Annotated in this window: 16 protein-coding genes and 1 pseudogene; 16 read left to right on the top strand and 1 reads right to left on the bottom strand. The window is 44.8% G+C overall.

Translation table 11 applies throughout. The features are described from left to right. The first annotated feature begins 163 nt into the window (after positions 1 to 163). From HXT23_RS00475 to HXT23_RS00550, 16 genes and pseudogenes are all read left to right on the top strand, one after another. Positions 164 to 2,485 (top strand): choice-of-anchor M domain-containing protein, encoded by a 2,322-nt coding sequence (locus HXT23_RS00475; protein WP_422112892.1) that lies wholly within the window; start codon positions 164 to 166, stop codon positions 2,483 to 2,485. Between the two features lie 67 nt (positions 2,486 to 2,552). Beyond that, positions 2,553 to 3,626: pseudogene (locus tag HXT23_RS00480) on the top strand (TIGR03773 family transporter-associated surface protein); the annotation flags it as partial. After that, positions 3,622 to 5,994 (top strand): choice-of-anchor M domain-containing protein, encoded by a 2,373-nt coding sequence (locus HXT23_RS00485; RefSeq protein WP_422112893.1) that lies wholly within the window; start codon positions 3,622 to 3,624, stop codon positions 5,992 to 5,994. The pseudogene HXT23_RS00480 and the gene HXT23_RS00485, both read left to right, overlap by 5 nt. Positions 5,995 to 6,019: 25 nt before the next feature. Next, positions 6,020 to 7,855: an anchored repeat ABC transporter, substrate-binding protein gene (locus HXT23_RS00490; protein ID WP_422112894.1), complete on the top strand. Its 1,836-nt coding sequence runs from the start codon at positions 6,020 to 6,022 to the stop codon at positions 7,853 to 7,855. A 27-nt stretch (positions 7,856 to 7,882) separates the two neighbouring features. Next, a complete protein-coding gene (locus HXT23_RS00495) occupies positions 7,883 to 8,728 on the top strand; it encodes an anchored repeat-type ABC transporter ATP-binding subunit (protein ID WP_422112895.1) in 846 nt (281 codons plus the stop codon). Then, complete coding sequence (locus HXT23_RS00500; RefSeq protein ID WP_422112896.1) at positions 8,728 to 9,609, top strand: anchored repeat-type ABC transporter permease subunit; 882 nt, start codon at positions 8,728 to 8,730, stop codon at positions 9,607 to 9,609. Before HXT23_RS00495 ends, HXT23_RS00500 begins: the two co-directional genes overlap by 1 nt. Positions 9,610 to 10,069: 460 nt before the next feature. Continuing rightward, the gene (locus HXT23_RS00505) at positions 10,070 to 10,951 is read left to right on the top strand and encodes a lysophospholipid acyltransferase family protein (RefSeq protein ID WP_415680857.1); all 882 of its coding nucleotides are present in this window, start codon (positions 10,070 to 10,072) and stop codon (positions 10,949 to 10,951) included. Between the two features lie 332 nt (positions 10,952 to 11,283). After that, positions 11,284 to 12,279, top strand: coding sequence for an NAD(P)H-dependent glycerol-3-phosphate dehydrogenase (locus tag HXT23_RS00510; protein WP_422112897.1), 996 nt, complete (start codon positions 11,284 to 11,286; stop codon positions 12,277 to 12,279). A 174-nt stretch (positions 12,280 to 12,453) separates the two neighbouring features. Then, positions 12,454 to 13,599 carry a D-alanine--D-alanine ligase family protein gene (locus HXT23_RS00515; RefSeq protein ID WP_422112898.1) on the top strand — a complete coding sequence of 382 codons (1,146 nt, stop codon included), beginning with the start codon at positions 12,454 to 12,456 and terminating at the stop codon, positions 13,597 to 13,599. A gap of 12 nt (positions 13,600 to 13,611) precedes the next feature. Beyond that, positions 13,612 to 14,622 (top strand): CPBP family intramembrane glutamic endopeptidase, encoded by a 1,011-nt coding sequence (locus HXT23_RS00520; protein ID WP_016785279.1) that lies wholly within the window; start codon positions 13,612 to 13,614, stop codon positions 14,620 to 14,622. 83 nt (positions 14,623 to 14,705) lie between these two features. Beyond that, the gene (locus HXT23_RS00525) at positions 14,706 to 16,088 is read left to right on the top strand and encodes a homoserine dehydrogenase (RefSeq protein ID WP_422112899.1); all 1,383 of its coding nucleotides are present in this window, start codon (positions 14,706 to 14,708) and stop codon (positions 16,086 to 16,088) included. Positions 16,089 to 16,196: 108 nt separating this feature from the next. Continuing rightward, positions 16,197 to 17,264: a homoserine kinase gene (thrB, locus tag HXT23_RS00530; protein ID WP_422112900.1), complete on the top strand. Its 1,068-nt coding sequence runs from the start codon at positions 16,197 to 16,199 to the stop codon at positions 17,262 to 17,264. Positions 17,265 to 17,328: 64 nt separating this feature from the next. Continuing rightward, the gene (locus HXT23_RS00535; RefSeq protein ID WP_422112901.1) at positions 17,329 to 18,777 is read left to right on the top strand and encodes a Maf family nucleotide pyrophosphatase; all 1,449 of its coding nucleotides are present in this window, start codon (positions 17,329 to 17,331) and stop codon (positions 18,775 to 18,777) included. 480 nt (positions 18,778 to 19,257) lie between these two features. Beyond that, positions 19,258 to 20,118, top strand: coding sequence for a KilA-N domain-containing protein (locus HXT23_RS00540; protein WP_016785663.1), 861 nt, complete (start codon positions 19,258 to 19,260; stop codon positions 20,116 to 20,118). Positions 20,119 to 20,617: 499 nt separating this feature from the next. Then, entirely contained in the window at positions 20,618 to 20,911 is a 294-nt protein-coding gene (locus tag HXT23_RS00545) for a hypothetical protein (protein ID WP_119529353.1), read from the top strand. A 33-nt stretch (positions 20,912 to 20,944) separates the two neighbouring features. Beyond that, positions 20,945 to 21,232, top strand: coding sequence for a toxin-antitoxin system antitoxin subunit (locus HXT23_RS00550; RefSeq protein ID WP_422112902.1), 288 nt, complete (start codon positions 20,945 to 20,947; stop codon positions 21,230 to 21,232). A gap of 47 nt (positions 21,233 to 21,279) precedes the next feature. Here the strand turns inward: HXT23_RS00550 and HXT23_RS00555 are convergent, their stop codons facing one another. Then, positions 21,280 to 22,221 (bottom strand): AEC family transporter, encoded by a 942-nt coding sequence (locus HXT23_RS00555; RefSeq protein ID WP_016636162.1) that lies wholly within the window; start codon positions 22,219 to 22,221, stop codon positions 21,280 to 21,282. Positions 22,222 to 22,505: the final 284 nt, after the last annotated feature.

The raw sequence follows: 22,505 nt of genomic DNA on the forward strand, positions 1-22,505 counted from the left end.
GCTGCCAGCGTTTTTGTTTAATCGGAGTGTCGACTTGACTATTAATGAGAATCATTATTATTATTGATACACGTTGTAAAGATATCTTCAATAGTCATTCGTGAAAGAAGAGCGCGAATAGACGAAATAGAGAAGATGAAGTGTAGAGAGCGAAATAGTAATTATGACTCAGGTCATTAAGAATATGGTAAAACGCGCGTTCGTGATGTGCGGCGTTGCGGTGCTTGCGTTTGCGGTGCTGGTATCGGGGTTCAGTGCTGCAAATCCTGCGTACGCGGATGATCATAAAACGTCTTATAAGTATTATGAAAATAAAACGGATGAATTAAAAAAAGGTCATATGGATATTTTTTATCCATTTATGCACAATGACAAGCTAATAATGGGTTTTGAAGCCAACTCAATGCTTTACAAGCCAGAAAACGTAACAATGAGGGTTGGGAACTCTTCGTATAGCACTAAGCCTTTTGATAATTACAAAAACAAGTTACCATTCGATGCATCAAAAGGTTATTGGCTTTTAGACGAATCTGGTAATAAACAAGATAAAGAGCTATTCCCAGGATGGGATACGTCTATAGCAAGATACGCTGTTGACGCAGAAAATCCAGATGGAGCAACTGCAGACATTGTTGTGCAAAAAGTAACAGCTCCTAAAGGCGGAAAAGTCTTAGTATGGGAGACGGATAAAAATAAGCAGGGTGAGCATATAGCTAAGTCTTTTGAATACAAAGATAAAGACGATGTTGAAGGTGAAGAAGGTAGTCGTTTTGAGCTTCCAGGCGTAATTCATCAGCCGCAGGTTACGCATCAGCATACGAATTGGGTATTTACAGAGCCTGGAACTTATACTTTAGAGGTTTATGCGGTTATTAAGAATCGAGTAACTCAAAAAACACTTAAAACAGACACTGCTAAATATACTTTTGAAGTTGATGCAAATAGCAGCCATATGGTTTCGAGCGATTCGGTTGTTAGAGAACGCGGAAAAGCGGAAATCCCAGTTTTGGATGCAAATACTAAAGACGAAGACCCTAGCGATAACCCTGAGTGCCAAGATGGTCAGTTATGCATTCTAGGAGTTAGAAAAACGGGCTCTCATCCTCACTATCATTCTTACGAAGAAGGCGGCGACGTAAACCTTTACACATACATGGATGGTTTAAAGGAAAAAATCGCAAGTGGAGAAATAAAAAGGCCTACATATGAATGGTGCATAACGCGTGCAGATGAGCAAAAGGGGACGGAAGGAACTTGCTTTATTGGAGAAAGGCTTATACTTCCGCCAGAGCCTGCAATGAATAATATGCAAGTTTCTGTTATTGTTACGGCTTTTGAAGGCACTTTTGATTATGAAAAACAACGCGCAACTGCAAAAATTGTTGTAGAAGATCACGGAGCCGACGGTAGGCCAGTTGTTGCAATTAAGGGCAAAAACAAGGTTAAGATTGGCGAAACCGTACATCTTAATGCAAAGCTGTATTCGCCTCGCGTGCCTGTTGTAAATGGTAAGGCAGGAGAACCAGAAAAGCCTGTTACATCCATAGTCAAAAAATACAGGTGGATGATTAAAAAAGACGGCGAAAAAGAGTTTAAGAACATACCAATGGCAGAAGGAAGCACGCTTGATTTAGTGATTGATAAGAGCATGCAAGATGCTGTTATACGCGCTTCGCTTGTTTTGGATGACGGAACTTTGTATAGGAATGCTGGATACGACGATTTTTGCGATTGGAATGTAAACATAAAGAGAGATAGGAAGGATGGGGAAGCTGGCGATGCTGGCAATTCTGGGGCGCATAAGAATCGCAAGAATACAAAGAATCGCAAGCAAAATCGTAAGCATGCGAAGAATCGCAAGAACACAAAGAATCGCAAGAAGAATAAGAGTCATGAATCTGTAACGGATGAGAATGACGAAAATAATGGCGATGAAAATGGCGACAAAAACGATGCGGAAGATGAAAATAGTCAAGATTCTAACAGCAATAGCGATTTAGAAAAGAATCGCAAGAAGAATAAAAAGAAGTTAGACAATAAGTCCGACGAGAAGTCAGACAAAAAGTTAGATGAAAATGACGATAACAGCGGAAGCCAAAATCAAAGCGAAAACAAAATACAGAGTGTAACGCCACTTGCTGCTGGATCTCTTTCTGGCGGAAGGCTTGTTAACGCTGGAAAATCAGGAAGATTAGGCGGTGGATTCGCAGGGCTTGGCAGCTTTGGAAAGTCAAAGAAATCTAAAGTGATAAAAAAGTCTAAGCCACTTAAGAGTGGTAACAAGAAGGTAAAAAATAGTCACGAAGATTCTAATGATTCTAGCGATTATAACGACAGTGAATTAGACGACGAGCAAGAAAATAGCGAAGAAAACAGCCATAAAACAAAGTGGGTGGCAGCTGCTGTTGGAACTGCAAGCGTGAGCTTGTGTGCAATAACGGGAGCTGGCGCATTCTTGATGAAGCCACGCATAAAGCTGTTGTAGAAAGCTGTTCGCAAAACTTTAGAAAAACTAATATAACAAAATCAAATTTAGGACTTAAGGATAAAAAATGAGTAAAAATAAGAATCACGTAGCAATCGCACTTATTGCTGCAATATGTTCGGCGATTACGTTGATTGCAACAGTTTTAATGCCATCTCCACTTGTTGGGTCAGCGAATGCTGTAACAAGCAATCAGCCAGTGATGATTCAAGCGGGTCACGCTGATTTTGGACCAACGCTTTCGGGTGGTAACTGGAAGATGAAAATCCGCGATGATACTGGCGATGAGCCAGTTTGGAGAGACCCAGAAAACGTGGTATTTAAGCTTGGCAGCAACTCGATTATTCCAATGCCAAACGATTCTACCTACAGTTTTATTGGCGAAAAGCCAGGAACAAAGCTTTATGTGATTCCGCAAACTCAAAATCCTGACGTTCCATGGCTTGGGTGGAACACTCAAGAAGGCGGAGTGCTAAACGAGCTAGACCGCGGAGCAAATCTTTCTCTTGATGGCGTAAGTGGCCCTGGAAAATTGCATGTTTACTTGGAAAATGGCAATAATGCTCCACAGCAATTATGGGATAGCACTAAAGGATATCCGCAAAACAGCTGGATTGAAGCGAACGCGCACACGCATGTAAATTGGGTGTTCTCTAAGCCTGGAATCTACCACGTAAAGCTCACTTTTTCTGGAAAGCTAAAGAATGGTCGCGCTGTAAGCGATACTCGCGTTCTTAACTTTGCTGTAGGAGATAAAACGGATGCGCAAGCGGCTTTGCCAAGCGCAAGTGCTGGTAGTGCAGATCAAGGCGGAGCTTCGCAAACGGATGCGCAAGATGAGGCTAATGGCAGCGAAGACGCGGATGGTAATGGCGACGGAAACGCAGCTAATAGCGAAAACAATAATGGCAATAAATTTGCAAATAATTCGAGAAAAAAGCATAAGTCCAACTCCGACGACACTGTAGCAATCGCGCAAATTGTGATGATTGTATTTGCGATTTTAACAATCATAATTATTGCGTTTATTGCATTCGCTGTAGTAAAGAGCAAGCGTGCGCGCCAAATGGCGATTAATCAGCATGATTCCAACTCGCACCAAAACACTTCGATTTTTAATAATTTAGGACAAAACAATGCGTAATAAAACATTGAGTAATAAAACTTTGCGTAACAAAACATTAATTTGCTTTAGACTAATAAGCGCGATTATAAGCGCAATAATATCTTTTGGATTCTTGGCATCAATGTGCTGCTGCAATTGCGGTAGTGCGTATGCGAGTGAAGCTGCGCAAGAGGAGTCTGCTGAGCAAGGTGGGCAAGATACATCTGATGCACAAGAAGATTCTTCTACAGTTTCCAATCAGAATGCTGAAGGTAAGAACAATGAAGATTCTAATCAATCTGAAAATGAAGAAGCTTGCAAATATGCTTCTATGAAAGACGATGATGAAAAGGTCGATGATTCTTCCATAATTGCAAAATGTAGAGTATACAAAGGTCATACAGACGCTTTTGCAACGTATATTAGCAAAAGCGGAAAGTTTGTTTTATCTACGCGCGGAGATGACTTCCCAGGCAATAGTGGTAATCATATTAGGTTTAGTACAAGTCGATTGATATTTGTACTTGGAAGTAACACTAAGCAGTCTAGTGAAGGCTTAAAATTCTTGCCAGAAAATGGTGCAAATGTGCCAGTTTGGGGATTGCCTCAAACACAAGATACAAGTAAATTGTGGCCTGGTTTTGCAACAGAAACATTAGACAAAAAAGCTGGAATAGTTGCTGTTCGCTTTGCAATAAAAAAGGCAGTTATGCCGAAGGGTGGAGCTGTGTATGCGTACCAAGAAGACGCTCATAGCGAAATAACGCCTGTTATAGGAACGCCTAATACAAAGTTTCCGAACAAAATGTATGTAGATGCAGAAAAGCATATGCACGTTAGCTGGGTGTTTACAAAAGCAGGCAAGTATGTTCTTAGCATGGAAGCCGCTGCAATAACTGAAAGTGGAAGTATTGTTAAAGACCTTCAAGACTACACGTTTGAAGTGGATATGAAAAACGCGGATTCTAAAGATAGTAAAGATAGTAGAGAATCAGCTATTGCGGACGACAATAGTTTTAACGATTACAGCGGATTTAACAAATTTATGCATTCTGATTCAGATAAAAAAGATGATGGCAATGAAGATGAAGAATCTGAAGATGGGGATGAAGATGGTGAAGATTCTTCCACTTCAATAGTCATTAACGGAAACAACAACAGAGTTTACGTAACGCCATGGCCTGGTGCAAAGCCAAAAGATGGATTAGCAAATCATGGCTCCAATCAAGGTGGTAGTGAAGATGGCGAAAACAGTGGTAGTGGCGAGTCTGAAGCTGAATCTAAATCCAAAAATAAAAAGCAAAAGTCAAGTAAAAAATGCTCAAAATTTAAGGATTTACAAGGAAATAAGCTAGTTATTAAACATGGTCACGTTGATTTAGCGACCTATTCAACTGGTAACGGAATAGGATTTGCAGTACAAGAAGACGTGACTGGAAGCCACGTAAAGCGTGACCCTAGCAAAGTTGTGTTTTATGCTGGAAAATCAGCTAAAGACGGTAGCGTGTGGAGACTGCCACAAACACAAAAAGGTAGCGTACCATGGGTTGGCTGGAGTAACCAGAATTTAAGCCCACACAAGCCAAGTAAAATCAGCCTTAAATCTGTAAAAGGGCCAGGTAGCGTGCGCATTTGGTTGCAAGGTTCGTTAGGCGGAAAAGCTGAAACGCTTATGTCTAGCGGCGGAAACCGCACGTACACTATTCCAGCAAACACGCATATGCATTTGAATTGGGATTTTTCAAAGTCTGGGTACTACACGATTCGTCTTGCTGTAAGCGCAAATGGAAAAACAGTTGCAAAGGACTTCCATTTTGCGATTGGTGTGGATCCAATGGAAAAGCCTATGAGTTGTAGCGCTGGAAGCGATGAAGATGGCGATGATGGCGATGGTGATGATGAAGATGTAGATGGCCAGGAAGATGGCCAGGAAAATGTCCAGAATGATGGTAACGTCAATAACACCAATGTAAATACAAATGCAAATAATGGTAACAATGGCAATAATAGTGGCGGCTCAACTTCGCTAGCTGGATCTTATTCTGGCGGAGAATCGTCGTTCTTTGGGTCTGGCTCTGGTCTTGCAAAGTCTGCTAAAACGGGCAAAACTGGCAGGTCTGTAAGTCTTTCTGGAAGCACTTTAGGAAAGTCAAAGGGCTTGCAATCAAAGTACGGCGCAAAGCGAATTAAAGGATTAAGCCAAAGCCTTAGAAGCGGCGTTAAAAGCGAAGAACCTAGTGGAATTATAGGCTTGTTCCAACGCAAGCCAGTAGTTGCATACACTGCTTTAAGCCTTGGAATTGCAACGATTTCTGGAACTTGCGCAGCTGGATTGTTTGTTCTACGCAAACGCGGACTAATACCTGCAGGGGGCTTATTTAGCGCGCTTATGGGTTTGAAATAGTGCGTAGAAAACGTTGGTAAAATTAATGAAATTCGTTGATTTAGTAGGTAAAAAGAGCGCGATGCGTGCTGCTGCGGCGGCTCTAGCTGTTTTGACAGCGCTGCCGATGGGCGCGTGCGGTGCGCCTAATAGTGTACTTCACGCAAATAGCGTAAGGTCTGGCAAAATTAACGTTGTAACAACTACGGGCGTTTTGCGAGATATGGTTGCGAATGTTGCAGGAGACGCAGCAAATGTGAGTGCGATTGTGCCAGACAACGCGGATCCGCATTCGTACGAGCCGCGTTTGCGTTCGATTAGAGACGTTGTGTACGCGGATGTTGCTTTTAGCAATTACATGATGCTTGAAGAACACGGAGTAATTACAGCTTTAGACGCAAACTTGCGAAAAGGCGTGCCAAATGTGCAACTTGCGGAAGAAAGCGTTAAGCACGCGGCGGATATTATTCCGATGATAGAAGACGTGTCTTTAGACACGATTTGGCTAGGGCTTGCTACAGAACGCATGGCTGCGCAACCGAGCGAGGAAGCGCATAGCGCGCAAGGCGCTACGAGTGCAAATACGCAAAAGCGTGCGGAAGAATCGCCCTCGGCGGCGGCTGGTGAGTTAGCTTCGCTCAACAATCTCAATAAAACAAAAACAAATTCACAGCAAGCTAGCCAACTAGAAAAGTCAGGCCAATCTTTGCAATCAAATGCGCCTTCTACCGCAACAAAAGAAGGTCGCGCAACTGTAATAAAGCCTAACGCATACAACATGAAGCGTTCCGACAGAATACGCTTAACAGCAACAAAAGTAAGCGGACCAGGCGCGCTATTTGCATACTTGACTGGCACTTTTGGAAGCGTAGAAACATACTTTAACAGCGCAAACGGCATAAGCGCAGAAGACCACATAGACTTGCCAGCAGACGCGCACACGCATTTAAGCTGGGCATTTAGCAAGCCAGGCGAGTACACGCTTGAATTGCACGCCGACATGTTAAACGCGCAAAACGAGGTAGTTTCTAGCCTTGGAAACGCTAAAATGCGATTTGCTGTAGGCGTAAACGCGCAAAAAATAGCCAAAAAACGTGGAGCTAGTGTAGTGCTGAACAAGGGTCATGCAGATTTGGCTTACGACTTAGCAAAACGCGGATTTGTGTACCGCGTAGATACTTTGCAAGAAAAGCGCTCCGCTGCTCCAAAACGCGTGTATTACAAGCCGCAAGATGTTGTTGTAGAAGTGCCAACTAACGCGCTAAAAGAGATACCAGCCGAACAAGGATACAGGTTTTTGGGAGCTGCAAGGCAAAAGATTTATCAGCTGCCGCAAGCAGTTTTAGGAAAGCACGTTCACGGAGACATTGACCCGCATTTGTGGCAATCCGTAAAAAATGGCATAGCATACGTGCGCACAATCGCAGATCGCCTTTGCGAAGTGGACCCTAAAAATGCTCGTAAATATCGCGAAAATGCGGATCGATACATTAACAAGTTGTTAGATGTAGACGCGTATATGCGCAAAAAAGTTGCGTCAATACCAAAAGAGAAGCGCAATTTGGTTACAACGCACGACGCTTTTGCGTACTTGGGTAAGACTTACGGCGTGAATATTGCAGGATTTGTAACGATTAATCCTTCGAGCGAGCCGAGCGTGCAAGATAGGCGTAGATTGCAGCAGATTTTGCGCGATTTAGAGATTCCAGCTGTGTTTTTGGAGCCAAATTTGATCTCGCGTTCGTCTGTGCTTAAAGAGCTTGCTGCGCAAGCGCACGTAAAAGTTTGCCCGATTTATGGAGATGCTTTCGACTCTAAAGTGCGAACTTACGCGGATATGATGCGAGCGAATGCGGATTCTTTGGCAAAGTGCTTGAAGTGAGATTTAAGTGAGATTGATGTTGGATTTATGAAGATTAATGAGGGAAATATGGATGCGAATATAGATGCGAATATAGATGCGAATATAGACGCGAATACTGTTATAAACGCGCAAAACTTAAGCGTAAGTTACGGCAGTCGCACGATTGTAAAAGACGTTTCGTTTACGATTAAAAGTGGCGAATTTGTGGGACTTCTTGGCGCAAATGGAGCTGGTAAAACAACGCTTTTCCGCGCGATTATGGGGCTAATACCGCATTCTGGAAAACTCGAAGTGCACGCTAGTAAAAGCGATGAATCTTTGATTAATTCGCGAGTAAACAACGTTGGTTACGTGCCGCAACGCCACGATATTGCGTGGGATTTCCCGCTTTCTGTACTAGACGTAGTAATGATGGGTCGCATTCGTCACATTGGCTACGTTCGTCGCGCAAAAACAGAAGACTACGAGATAGCGCTTGCTTCTCTTGAGCGCACAGGAATGGCGGATTTTAGGGATCGCACAATCGGCGAGCTTTCGGGCGGGCAAAGGCAGCGCGTACTCGTTGCGCGCGCTCTTGCAGGGCAGCCGCGATTGCTTCTTTTAGATGAGCCATTTACAGGCTTAGACATGCCTACTCAAGAGCTACTCACGAGTCTTTTTTTGGATTTAGCAAAGTCGGGAGAAGCGATTTTGATGAGCTCGCACGACATAATCGGATCTATAAACTCGTGTTCTAGAATCATGCTTTTTGACGGAAGCATAGTAGGAGACGGCGCTCCAGAATCGTTAAACGCAAATCAATGGGTGCAAACATTCCATGTGGATGCGCAAAATCCACTAATCAAAGCTGTAGAGCGCGTTATGGCGCATGAAAGTGGGGCAGAAAAATAATGCTATCTCCAATCGACTTTATACAAGACCTTACAAACCCAGACCTTTGGTTCTTACTCAAAGCGCTTATAGTGGCGTGCCTTTCTAGCGTAATATGCGGAGTTGTAGGATGTTACGTAGTGCTGCGCGGAATGGCGTTTATTGGAGACGCAGTAGCGCACTCCGTTTTTCCAGGACTTGCAATCGCGTTTGTTCTGCAAGGAAACTTGCTGTTTGGCGGCGCGCTCGCAGGAGTTGCAACCGCGCTAATCGTATCAATCTTTAGCCAAAATCGCAGGCTTCGCGAAGACTCGTTTATAGGCGTATTTTTTGTGTCTGCATTTGCGCTGGGAATCGTAGTAATATCAAAAGCTTCGGGCTATGCAGGATCCTTGGAATCATTCCTATTTGGCTCCATTACAGGAATCCCAGACTCCGACATTGCTGTTGTAGCAATAACAGGGCTAATAATCGTAACGCTTTTAATGATGTTCCACAAAGAGCTAGTATGCGTTTCGATGGACCGAGAAACAAGCCGCGCAATGGGGTTGCCAGTAGCGTGGTTGGATGGAATGCTATACGTTTTAGTTGCGATTGCTGTAGTAGTATCTGTGCAAATAATTGGAAACGTGCTTGTTCTAGCGCTTTTGATTACGCCTGCTGCGACTGCGCGATTGCTTACCGACCGACTTGGAAAGATGATGATTTTAGCGCCTGCTATTGGGTGCGCTTCTTCGATTCTTGGAATGTACTTGTCTTGGAGTTTAGACACTGCTACTGGCGGCACAATCGTTTTGGTTGCCACTTTTATGTTTGTTCTAGCGTGGGTGTGCTCGCCTAAACACGGGTTGATAGCGAGAATTGTGCCGAAACTACGCTCAGTCGTTGCACGATTTGACTGAGCTTGAAATTGCATAATGCATTTCAAGCTCCTTCAAAGCGCTGAGCCGCTCAAGGCAGAAGCATTGCTTCTGCGCGGCGAAGACGTGAGCGCGGCTAATCCGCGCGAGCGATTTTCTCTATTTGCTGTTGCGCGAGGTTTGAGTATTTCTCTCCTCGCAAGTGACGCGCACTTTTACGGATGGTTTATGAACGTTAATATTCTAAGGTTTTAGGTTTTAGTACGGCGCTATTTATTGCTCGTAGAGAAATACATCAAACCTTCTGGATATCTAGGACTTTTGCGTGGCTTTTATCACCGAGATTCTCGATTTTTCTTGCTGCTTCAGCGAATCACCATCAAAGATGCTGAGGTTCGCTTCATCCGCTGCGAAAAATCTCGAATCTCTACAGCGCCTGGCGTAATCATGTAGTGTGCTTATGGAAGATTTTGCGGTTTATACTTTGCGGCACAATAGACTTATGGTATCTAAAGGAAAACCTTCGCCTAGAAGCGCAGTTAAGCCGCTCAGCGATGAGCAAGTAGAACGCTTAGCGCGCGCACACAAGTTAGTTGATCCTACTTATTACTACCCAACTGGCGCGCGTACGCCAAACGCAGCAGAAATCAACGCGCAAAATCCAAAAGCAACTGAGCGCCTGCTCGAAGGAACGTCTAGAGTGCTTAGGTCTCGTTGCAAAGTGCGCGCATGGGGATTAGAGAATGTGCCAGAAGAAGGCGTGTTTATAACCGCTTGCACGCACGTTACAATGTTCGACGTTTTTGTGCCAATGACGTCTCTATTCCACCAAGGTCGCCGTCCGCGATACATGGCAAAAGCAGAACTTGCGCATTGGCCAATCTTAGGAAAATGGTTCCAGCTTGTTGGCATGCAACCAGTTCCACGCAGAAGCGGAAAAGCGCGCGAAATCGAAGAAGAATCGATTAAAATCCTTACAAACGGCAGGCCGCTTAGCGTATGGCCAGAAGGAACAGTTACGCGCGACCCTCAAAAATGGCCTATGAGCATGAAGCCAGGAATCGGAGTTATTGCACTCGAAGCATCGCGCAGGCTGGGGCATCAAATTCCGCTATTTTGCGCTGTTACATGGGGTGCTGCAAGCATTAATCATTGGTGGCCGTGGCCAAGGAAGAACGTTGTAATGTGCTACGATGCGCGTCTTGACTATTCGGATCTTCTAAAAGATATGGAGCATTGGGGCGATTTGCCGCCTATGGAGTCTGCTGCCGAATTAGCTCGTCGCGTACGCGTGCGCATGACGGAAATTATGGAAGAGATTCGCGGCGAAAAATCGCCAGAAGGATACTTCGACTACAAGCTTATGAAAAGAGTCAAAGAATAGCGATTGTAAATTTGCGATTCGATAAGCGATAAGTCGTTGATAAATCGTTGACAAGTCGTAAGTAAATCGTTGATAAATCAGTGATAAGTTATTAGAAAATCGTAAGCAAGTCACCAATAAGTCACTAATAAAGTCTTCACAAAATGCCCGTAAAGCGCACTGTGTAGAATTGTGTAATAGTGTGATTAAAAGTTGACTAAGTTGACTATAAGCTAACTAAGTTTGCTACGAGTTGACTAAGTTGACTATAGCTTGACTAGTTGTAAATCGCTACAAATGGCTTAAAGCCAAAGTGGTTTACAAACTTATAAACCGAAAGGCTAGGCGTAAACATGAACGTTACGGTGTTGGGTGCTGGAGCTTGGGGTACGGCGTTTGGGCAGGTGCTTGCAGACGCGGGAAATCAAGTGACAATGTGGGCAATAGAGCCGCAAATTGTGGAAGGCATTCGAGATAATCACCGCAACGAAGTTAGGCTGCCAATCGTAGAGCGTTTGCCAGAAAACATGACTGCTACGGGGGATCGCGCAGAAGCTGTAGCAAACGCAGACATTGTAGTAGTGGCGATTGCAGCGCAGTTTGCGCGCGTTGCACTCGAAGAATTTGCTGGCAAAATTCCGCAAAATGCGATTGTTGTTTCGCTTATGAAAGGCATTGAGCGCACAACAGGCAAGCGCATGGACGAAGTTGTGTGCGAAGCTTTGAACTTGCCACGTAACCGTTTTGCAGCGCTATCTGGGCCAAACTTAAGCAAAGAAGTGGCGCTAAGGCAGCATGCGGCGGCGGTAGTTGCGTGCGAGAATCGCGCAAATGCCGAAGTGGTTGCAAAAGCTTGCTCAAACAGCTATTTTAAGGCGTTTGTTTCCACAGATGTGATTGGCGTAGAAATGTGCGGATCGCTTAAAAACGTGGTTGCGCTTGCAGTTGGCATGGCTAGAGGAGCGGGCTTTGGCGAAAATACTGCAGCGATGATTGAAACGCGCGGTCTTGCAGAGTTGACGGCATTGGGCGTTGCGGAAGGCGCGGATTCTCGCACTTTTGCAGGACTTGCAGGCTTTGGCGATTTAGTGGCAACTTGCGGATCTCCTCTAAGCCGCAACTACACTTTTGGAGCAAATCTTGGAAAAGGCATGAGCGTTGAAGAAGCAACTGCCGTAAGCAATGGCGTTGCGGAAGGCGTGCCGACTACTAGCGCTGTTGTAGCAATGGGAAAGCGTTTGGGAGTTGAAACTCCGCTTGCAAGCGCAATGGCTCGCGTGTTAGAAGAAGGAATCTCGTGCCAAGAGATGCTTGCAATGCTTTTTGATAACGATGTTTGCGAGGAGTAGTGAAGCGCGAAAGTAGCAGTTGCGAAAGCCGCGCGTAAATCGTAAGCATGCAAATCGTAAGTGCGTTAGTCGTGGTCGCGTTAATCGTAGGCAAAAATAATAATCCAAAATAATCAAAAATAACTAAAATAATCTAAGATAGCTAAAATAATTCAAAATATATAGAGGAAAAAAATGACGAAAAAGCGTGTAGTGTTCTTGTATGGCGGTAAAGCAGACGAACATTCGATTTCTTGCATATCGGCTGCTGGAGTGCTCAGTGCTGTAGACGAAAGTCGATTCGATATTGTACGCATTGCAATCACAAAGCAAGGCGAGTGGATTGTTGGCGGCGAAGATCCGCGAAACTTCCGTATGGAACAAGGCGAGCTGCCAGTAATCACAAAAACCGCGCAAACGCGCGATGTTGTGCTAGACCCAGCAAAGGGCGCAGACGGATTTTTGGTGCGAGAAGCGGATGGCACGCTTACAGGCCTGGGGCATATTGACGCAGTTTTTCCAGTTCTTCACGGCCCGAATGGCGAAGACGGCACTTTGCAAGGCTTGCTAGAAATGATGCAAGTTCCGTACGTTGGTTGCGGAGTTTTGGCCTCAGCTGCGTGCATGGATAAATACTACGCAAAGCAGCTTTTTAAGGCGGCGGGAATTGCTGTGGCTCCTGGGATTGCGCTGGATGCACGCAAGTTTGCAAGCGATTCAACGAATCACTTTAATGCGTACGCAAACGAAATTCTTGAGCAAGTTGAAGAAGCAAAACTAGAGTATCCGCTTTTTGTAAAGCCAAGCCGTGCAGGGTCTAGTTTTGGAGTTACAAAAATAGAAACGCGCGATGCTAAGGCCTTAGCAGATGCCGTTTATGAGGCCTCAAAGCACGATTGGCGAGTATTGGTAGAGCAGGGAATTGATGCGCGCGAGATTGAGTGCGCTGTTCTTGCAGCGCGTGATGGAGAAGAGCCAAAAGCCAGCTGGCCTGGAGAGGTTGTGCTCGACAAGCGCCAGGCTGGCGAAGACCAGTTCTACGATTTTGACAGCAAATACATGGATTCTGCGGCTTCGCACGTTGAAGTTCCAGCGGATTTGCCAGAAGAGACTTTGCAACGCGTGCGAAAAACTGCGCTCGCAGCGTTCAAAGCGGCAGATGGAAGAGGGCTAAGTCGTGTGGACTCTTTTGTAACTAAAGACGGCCGCGTAATCCTTAACGAGATCAACACAATGCCTGGTTTTACGCCAATTTCCATGTATCCAAAAGCTTGGGAAGCAACAGGAATAAGCTACAGCGATTTAATCACAAAGCTTATTGAAGGCGTGATTTTAGACTAGTCGGAGGTAAAAATGCGTAAACAGCGTAAGCTTGCAAACAAACAGCATCCAGACGCGTACACGATTGCGCGCAGACGTCAAGGATCTGTAGGAGTGTCGCTGTGCGTGTTCCTATTTACGTGGATTCTTGCAACGCTTTTAATTGGCGAGTTGATTAGCATTTTTGTTCCAAAAGGTGTTTTAACACCTTCGCTAAGCTCATTTGTCTCTTCGGATGTTGCGCAATACCTAATAGCGTTGCCGCTTGCAATGCTTGTTCTAAGGCGTACACCAGCGGTAGAAACTCGCAAGTTTACTATGTCTTTGCGCCAATTTGGCGGATTCTTTGCTGTTAGTGTGCCAATAATGTATGCAGGAAGTTACATTGGGCTTGTGGCTTCTGCGCTTATTTCTGGTGGAAAAGCCGAGAACAGAATTGCAGATATTGTAGCAGGTGGAAACGTGTGGGAAACGCTGCTTTTTGTGGTATTTTTAGCTCCAGTTGTGGAAGAATGGCTGTTTAGAAAGCAAATTATAGACAGGTTGCGCGTGTATGGCGAAAAGCGCGCGATTGTGTTCTCTGCATTGGCGTTTGCGCTTTTCCACATGAATATGTTCCAATTCTTCTACGCTTTTGGGCTTGGTCTTGTGTTTGGATACATGTACGTTCGTACATCGCAGCTTAGATACAGCGTGTTTTTGCACATGATTGTAAACTTCCAAGGCAGCGTTATAGCAATGTGGATTTCAAACAACATGATGGATTCAAATGGAGATCTTATTAAGGTTGAAAACTTGAACACTCAAGAGATTGCGGATTTGGCTCCTGGATTTATGTTTATAGGCCTTTATGCAATGTTTATGATTGTTATGTTTGTGTTTGGAATTGTGCTACTTGCTCGTCGCAAGAGGTATCTTGAATTCTACGATTCGCCGCTAGAGATTCGTGGGAGCGCTGGAACAAAAGCACTTTACGGAACCGTTGGCGTTATGGGATTCTTGATTGCGTCCGTTTTGCTAAATTTGCTTATGCTGTTTGTGTAGGGTGAATCTGTTTGTGCAAGCTGAATCTGTTCGTACAAATTGAATTGATTTAATTGATATTTGATTTAAGTTAGGAGGCGTCTATGTTAGACCAAAACAATTTAGAAAGCGCTCAATGTGCAAATGACGATTGCTTTGCCGCAGATCCAATCCGCGTGGGTCTTTTAGGCGCTGGAACAGTAGGATCGCAAACAGCGCGTCTAATAGTGGAAGAAAACGCTGACTTATCGGCGAGAATCGGCGCTCCGCTAGAGCTTGCGGCAGTTGCGTGCTTGCATCCAGAAGAAGTGGACGCGCCATGGATTGCCAAAGATCTTTTAAGCGCAGACGCAGGAGCGATTTGTAAACGCGAAGATATAGACATAATTGTTGAGCTAATTGGCGGCTTAGAGCCAGCGCACACATTTGTAAAAACTGCGCTAGAATGCGGAAAATCGGTTGTAACAGCAAACAAAGCGTTGCTTGCAAAGTTTGGCCCAGAACTCTACGAGTGCGCGCAAAAAAACGGAGTGGATTTAAGCTTCGAGGCGTCTGTTGCAGGAGCAATCCCGATTTTGCGTCCACTTAGAGAGTCGCTTGTGGGCTACAAAATCACGCAAATTTTTGGAATCGTAAACGGAACTACAAACTACATTCTTGACGAGATGACGGTTCGCGGGCTTGATTTTGACTCGGCTTTGCGCGCAGCTCAAGAAAAGGGATATGCGGAGGCGGATCCTACAGGAGACGTTGAAGGATTTGATGCAGCAAACAAGGCTGCGATTTTGGCAACGCTTGCATTCCAAATGCCAATAAGCATTGATGACGTTAGTGTTGAAGGAATTAGCGCGATTACGGCTGAAGATATTGCGGCAGCAAGTGCGCAAAATCGTGTGATTAAGTTGCTTGCGGCGGTTGCAAGCGACACGCGTGGCGCAGTGAGCGCAAGCGTTTACCCAGCGTTGGTTAGCAAAGAGCATCCGCTGGCTTCCGTTCATGGCAGTTTTAACGCCGTTTTTGTTAAAGCGCAAGCGGCGGATGATCTTATGTTCTACGGCCGCGGCGCTGGCGGCGCGCCAACAGCAAGCGCGGTTGTTGGAGATATTGTTGGAGTTGCTAGAAACATAGTGCGCGGCTGCAACGATGCTAGCGTGCCAATGTATAACGCCAAATCTTTGGCTTCCACGCGCTCGATTCGTGCGGATTTTGTTGTGCGATGCAATATGGAAGATACTTCGCTGGCTCTTTGCAGTGAAGTGATGGACGTGTTTGCGGAGCACGGAGTTAACGCGGAGCGATTGCCTATGCTTTGCCAAACTCAATACGATGGCGAAGGCGATTGCCCAGCTTGCGGAATCGGCGGCCCTGGCGATTTGCGCGTGCTTGTAAAAGATTGCACAGAGGCGGATTTGAGTGCAATTCTTGCGGATTTGCAAAAGGTGGATGCTGTGTGTGCAAAGCCTCTTGCATTGCGAATTATTGAATAATTTAGTAATCGAATAATTTAGTAATCGAATAGTTAAGTAATTAAGTAATTATTAAATAGTTAAGTAATTAAGTAATTTAGTAGGCTGCTCGAGTGGAAAAGGTGCGAAATGAAACCAGTATGCAATAGTGTGTCAGTTTGCGTGCCAGCAACAAGCGCAAATCTTGGGTCTGGATTTGACGTTGCAGGAATTGCGCTTGATTATTCGGATTCGCTAGTTTTTACGCTTGATGATTCGCTTGATGATTCGCAAGATGTTCGCGTGATTATTCATGGCGAAGGCGAAGATACGTTGCCAAAAGACGAGACGCATCTTGTTGTTCGCGCGTTTCGCAAAGCGTGCGAAGCGTTTGGCTTGCCGCGTTTGCGATTTACTCTAGAAGCGCATAATCGCATTCCGCAAGCGCGCGGAATGGGGTCTTCTGCCAGTGCGATTGTTTCGGGCGTGGCTGCAGCTTGGGCTTTTGCGCATAATGGAGATCTTAATAAGCAAGCTATTTTTGAGCTTGCATCTTCGATTGAAGGCCACCCAGATAATGTTGCTCCAGCAGTTTTTGGCGGATTAACAACCAGCTGGAAGAATGGCGATGAGTTCCACACAGTTCGATACGGCGTTTCTAAGCAAATTCGCGCAACGATTTTTGTGCCGAACTTTACTCTTTCAACGCAAATGGCTCGTCAAGCTCTTCCAGAAAAAGTGCCGTACGCAGATGCTGTGTTTAATGTTTCGCGCGCTTGCTTATTGCCGATTGCGTTTGGTGATTTTGGTGATTTTAGCGCGTTTGCTAATTATTGCAATTCTGCCGATTCTGCGGATTCTGCCAACTCTGCGGATTCTTGCGATTCTTGCGCAAAAACAACTCTTTCCAGAAACGATTTGCTTTTTACAGCTACTCAAGATGCTATTCACCAGACATACCGAGCAAGTCTTATGCAACCAACTTGGGATTTAGTAAAAGCTTTGCGAGACAAGGGGTTTGCGGCTGCGATTTCGGGAGCTGGATCTTGCGCGGCGGTATTCTACGAGGAAAAGTCGCAAGCAGCCGAAGAGGCAAATAACGCCACTAATATAAACGAAAAAATAGAAAAAATTGCAAAGCCACTTTTAAGTGGCTGCGATTGGAAAATTTTGCACGTGCATGTTGATTCTATTGGCGTTGCAATAACTCGCGAATAATTTGTGTGAAGTTGTAAGTGAAGTTATTAGTGAAGTTATGAGTGAAATCGCAAAAAGAGGGAATATGAAAGTTTCATTGATTTTGGCTTCTCAGTCTCCTGCAAGAAGAGCGGTGCTGGCTGCTGCAGGCGTGGTTCCTGTGATTCACGTGAGCGAGGTAGATGAGCCAGCGGCTTTGCGTAATGCTGCAAATGAGCGAGGCGCTAGCGTGGAGCAGATGAGCGCCGAGGAGCGCGTTTCGATTTTGGCGCGTGCAAAGGCTTTGGCAGTGTATGAGTCGTGGAAGCTTGTGGCTAGTGCTGCGGCTTTGGCTAGTGGCGATTTGGTTGTAGGGTATCCGCTGGAGGCTGAGGATGAGAATGCAGAATCTGAATCTTCTGAATCTGAATCTTCTGCAACTGGTAGTAACGCTTTAGCAAGTGATTCGCAATCAGACGTAACGCATAACGTAGATACCGCGCAAACTCGCGATTTTTCTGGCGTAAAAGTGCCTACCAAGACTTTTGATATTCACGATTTTGCGCACGCGAATAAGTCTTCTTCTGATTCCAACAGCGTGCTTATTGTTGGCTGCGACTCCATGTTTTTGCTAGACGGCGAATGCTACGGCAAGCCGCATACTCCTGAAGTGGCATTTGAGCGGATTAAGCAAATGAGCGGAAAAACTGGAGAATTGTTTACTGGCCATTGCTTAATCGACGCGAAAAGTGGCAAAACCGTGTGCAAAGTGAGTCGCGCAAGCGTGACTTTTGCACATATGAGCGATGAGGAGATCCGCGCGTACGTAGAAACTGGCGAGCCGCTGGAAGTGGCAGGATCCTTTACGCTAGAAGGCTTTGGTGGTGCGTTTATTGAGGGAATTCAGGGCGATCCGCATGGAGTTCTTGGAATCAGCTTGCCGCTGCTAAGGCAGATGGTTTGCGATCTTGGGTACGCTTGGCCAGATTTGTGGAATAGTCGCAAGTTAGAGGGCGAGGCGATTAAAGACGATCCAGCTTGCAAAGAAGTGCCTAAAGAAAACGTGCATCAGCCAGGAGATGGATGGGTTATGTGCGATTGTGGTCGCAAGCATTGGGGTCATAATGGCGCTGCTGGCGTGTTGCTCGCTAGGCGAGACGATGCCACTGGGCGCGTGACTCACGTTGTTATGCAACATCGCGCGCTTTGGAGCGCGGAAGGTGGCACGTGGGGGATTCCTGGCGGCGCAATATCTGATGGCGAAACTGCGATTGAGGGCGCGTTGCGCGAGTCGTTTGAAGAAGCGAACATAACGTCTCAAGACATTGATGTTGTTGGAGCGTATTGCGAAAATCACGGGAATTGGCGTTATACAACGGTTTTTGCGTTTGAAAAGCCAGGGCATAGCGTGAATCCGTGCGCGCACGACGACGAGAGCATGGAAATCAAGTGGGTGCCGATTGACGATGTTCCGAAGCTAAAGCTGCTTACGGCAATGCGCACGGATTGGCCGTCTTTCCGCGCTCGCCTTGATTCTCTAGCATCGACTCGCTAGCTGCGCGACGACCTGCCTTTCCTCTTAGAGCGTAGCGCGAATCGACGATTTCGAGCTGCATAATGCGCGAGAAATCACCTCGATTCGCTGAGCCGCTCAAACGTAAAGTCCAGTGGACTTTACGTGCGGCGAAGACGTGAGCGCAGCTAACCTGCGCGAACGATGACCTGCCTTGTAGTGCGTTTGTATTAAAAAACGCCAAAATTCAGTACAATCGCACTACGGTTTTGTGTGTTTGTGTAGTGTGTTTGTATCATAATCCGAGTTTGTTGATTCTTATCTATGAAATCTTATAAAATCGTATTTATGCGCTGATGCATGCTAGTTTTCTGCTAGTTGTTAGATGTTTTGTGGTTTGTGCTTGATTTTTGTAATTTTGCTTGTGATTCATGGGTTTTGTGTTAAGCGCATAGAAATAAAGTAAACAAATCAAATAAAGCAATTAATTGCGTAAATTTGCGTAAAAATTAGGGGGCAATTATGTCTAATGCGTCAAATATTAAAAAAGATACTATTACAGCAAAAGGCTTTGCAATTCAGGTTTATACGGAAGATTTTAGGAATGATTACGTTAGTTTAACCGATATTGCGAGATATAAAAACAAAGAAGAGCCTAATGTGGTTGTTGCAAACTGGATGAGAAATTACAGTACAATAGAGTATTTAGGCATATGGGAGAGACTAAACAATCCGAATTTTAAACCCATCGAATTCGAGGGGTTTTTGAAAGAAGCTGGTAGCAATGCTTTTACGCTATCTCCTAAAAAATGGTCAGAAATCACGAATGCAATAGGTTTACTTGTAAAATCCGGTAGAGGTGGTGGAACTTATGCTCATAAAGATATAGCATTTAAGTTTGCAGCTTGGATTTCAGCAGAATTTGAACTATATATTATCAAAGATTATCAAAGACTTAAATCTGATGAGAACTCAAGGCTTTCTCTGAATTGGAATTTGAACCGTGAGATTTCGAAGATTAATTACAAGATTCATACGGATGCTATTAAAGAATATTTGTTGAAGGATTTGACTCCTGAGCAGTTGATGTATAAGTATGCAAATGAAGCAGATTTGTTAAATGTTGCACTGTTTAATAAGACTGCTAAACAATGGAGAGATGCAAATCCTAAGTCAAAAGGCAACATTCGAGACGAGGCGAGTATTAATGAACTTCTGGTATTGGCGAATATGGAAAGCTATAATGCTGTTTTGATTTCTAAGGGTTTGCCACAGGCGGATCGAATGGTTGAACTTAGAAATTTGGCGCGAACACAGATTTTATCTCTTGAGAATTTGAATAATTCTGGAATAAAGAGTTTGGATTCCGTGCTAAAAAATTGAGTTTAATCACTTTTTAATTCTGCGCTTAATACTGATATTTACCTTGTTTTTGTGCGCTCCGACCTGCCTTTTAGCTTGAGAAGCGTAGCGCGAAAAGGCAATTCGGAGCGCTGAGCCGCTTAAAGGCAGAAGCAGTGCTTCTGCTGCGCGCTTTGACTGAGCTTGAAATTGCATAACGCATTTCAAGCTCCTTCAAAGCGTGATTTGGCTTAAACATAAAGTCCAGTGGACTTTATGTGCCAAATCAGCCGAACGGCTACTAATAGCCGTGAGGAATAGAGCGCGCTTAGACCGCGCGAACGACAGGACCTGCCTTTCCGCTTTTTGCTGTTGATTTTGCGGTTTTGAGCTACAAAATGCGGAAAATGATCTTGCTTTGTAGAATTATACTTATGCGCTGATGCATGCTTTGATTAGTTTGATTAGCATATTTTGATAATTTCTGGCGCAATGTGATAACATTTCGTATACGAAATATTAGGAGTGGGAGATAATATTTATGAAGGTTTTAGTACATACTAGAGTCATTCGTAAAAGACCCTGGCTCGATGAAACTGAAGTAATAAATATGTGGAACTCATCATGTAGAGAGCTTCCCAGACAAGGCGAGTATGAGCCCAGTCAGATGCTTTCACTTGCTTGGGATTCGCGTGGTGTTATTACGGAACTTATTGCTTATAAAGGTGAAGATGGGGAATGGATTATTTTTCACGTAGCGCCTGCAACTAAAAAGTTTCTTGCTGAAATGGGATTTAGCCAAGAAGAAATTAGACAAATTTTTGGTAGAAGATAAGTAGGATATAGTTAAGAGATATTAGGAGTGATTATGGCTAATTTTCGTGGTGAAGGTGGCGTTGACGTTACCGATGAAATGCTTTATAAATGGGAAAGTGATGCTGAAAAAGGCATATATCATGGAAAAGCTGGTAATTTGCATATTAAAAAGCCGCTTGGTAGACCGCCTATTTATAAAGAAGCTATGCTACCTATAACTTTCCGCATATCTGCTGAAGATGCGGAGGCTCTAAAAGCTTCTGCCGATAAGCAGGGTGTGAAAGTTGGGGATGTTGTGCGAGAAGCGTGCAAACTGCTTCTTGCTCAAAAAGCAAGATGATTGCAAAGTGTTGTTATTGCAAAATGCTACGATTGCGCGCGGATTAGTCACCCTAAAACTGCTGCGATTAGCGCAATAAAAATCGGACTTGTAGTGGTAGAAAACAGGATTCCGTCGCGCGCAAAACTCAAGCCAACATTGTATCTTGCAGCGTAATTGTATACGTTTTGGCCAGTCGGAAGAGCCGCCAGCACAACGCATGCGTAAAGAGTGGCGCCTCGAAACCCCATAACAAAATAAGCCAGTAAAAACGCAACAATTGGCATAATCAAGTTTTTTAGAATCGCAACTGTAGCAATCGCAGCTCGGTTAGAATCTTTTTGCAGAGGCTTACTGCCGTAAAGCGACATGCCAAACGCCATTAAAATCATAGGAACCGCGGAATCGCCAATCATCTTAATCGGGTCATAAAGAAAATTCGGAACAGGGAAATAGCCAACTTTTGCAGAAATTGCCGAAATAATAATTCCTCCAAGCGATCCGATTAAAAGCGGCTGCTTAAGTGGCTGCTGAGCAATGCGCTTAAGCGAGCACTTTCCAGTGGTTGTAACGTCTAAAACCGTTAGTCCAACAGGCGTAAAAACAGCTTGTTGCATAACTAAAATCGGGGCTACAAGCGCGGGATTTCCAAGAATATAGGTTGCAACGGGCAAGCCAATGTTGTTTGAGTTTAAGTAAAGCGAGTTAAGCGCGCCAATTGTGCAATCTGCCGCAGGAAGGTGGAAAAACAGGCGATTAAGCAGAATAAACGCAACGCCAACAATCATTGCGGAGAAAAACGCAACAAAAATTGACGAGTGGAAAATCTCAAAAATTGGCTCTTTTGCGAGGATTGCAAACATTAAACAAGGACTAGAAACAAAAAAGCTTACGCGATTAAGCACCATTTGTGCTTGCGATCCGCCGATGCGAAGACGTGCAGTTACGTAGCCAGCGGCAATCACGATACCGATTACGCAAAAGCCTTGCATAGCGCTGATTAAACCCATGTAAACGATTCTAGCGCTGATTTTGCAATTGAGGTAATGTGTGGCTCCGCGCATACGCGATGATTTGCAGCGCAACGATTAGCAGTGCAACGATTCGCACGCGTATGTTGTTTGACGTTGCAATATGGCATACTAGAGAACGGTGGCGCTGCAAGCCGCCAAAGCATTCGACGGCGTCGATCCCCTCGCGCGTTTTATCGCATGATTTTTAATCGAGGCAGGTGTCCGCTGTCGCGCAGCTAGACTTTATTAACAGCCCGAGGGGTGGCTCGCACAAGCGTGCC

Origin of the sequence: Gardnerella sp. DNF00257, from assembly GCF_049262745.1 — a bacterium.
GTDB lineage: Bacteria > Actinomycetota > Actinomycetes > Actinomycetales > Bifidobacteriaceae > Bifidobacterium > Bifidobacterium piotii.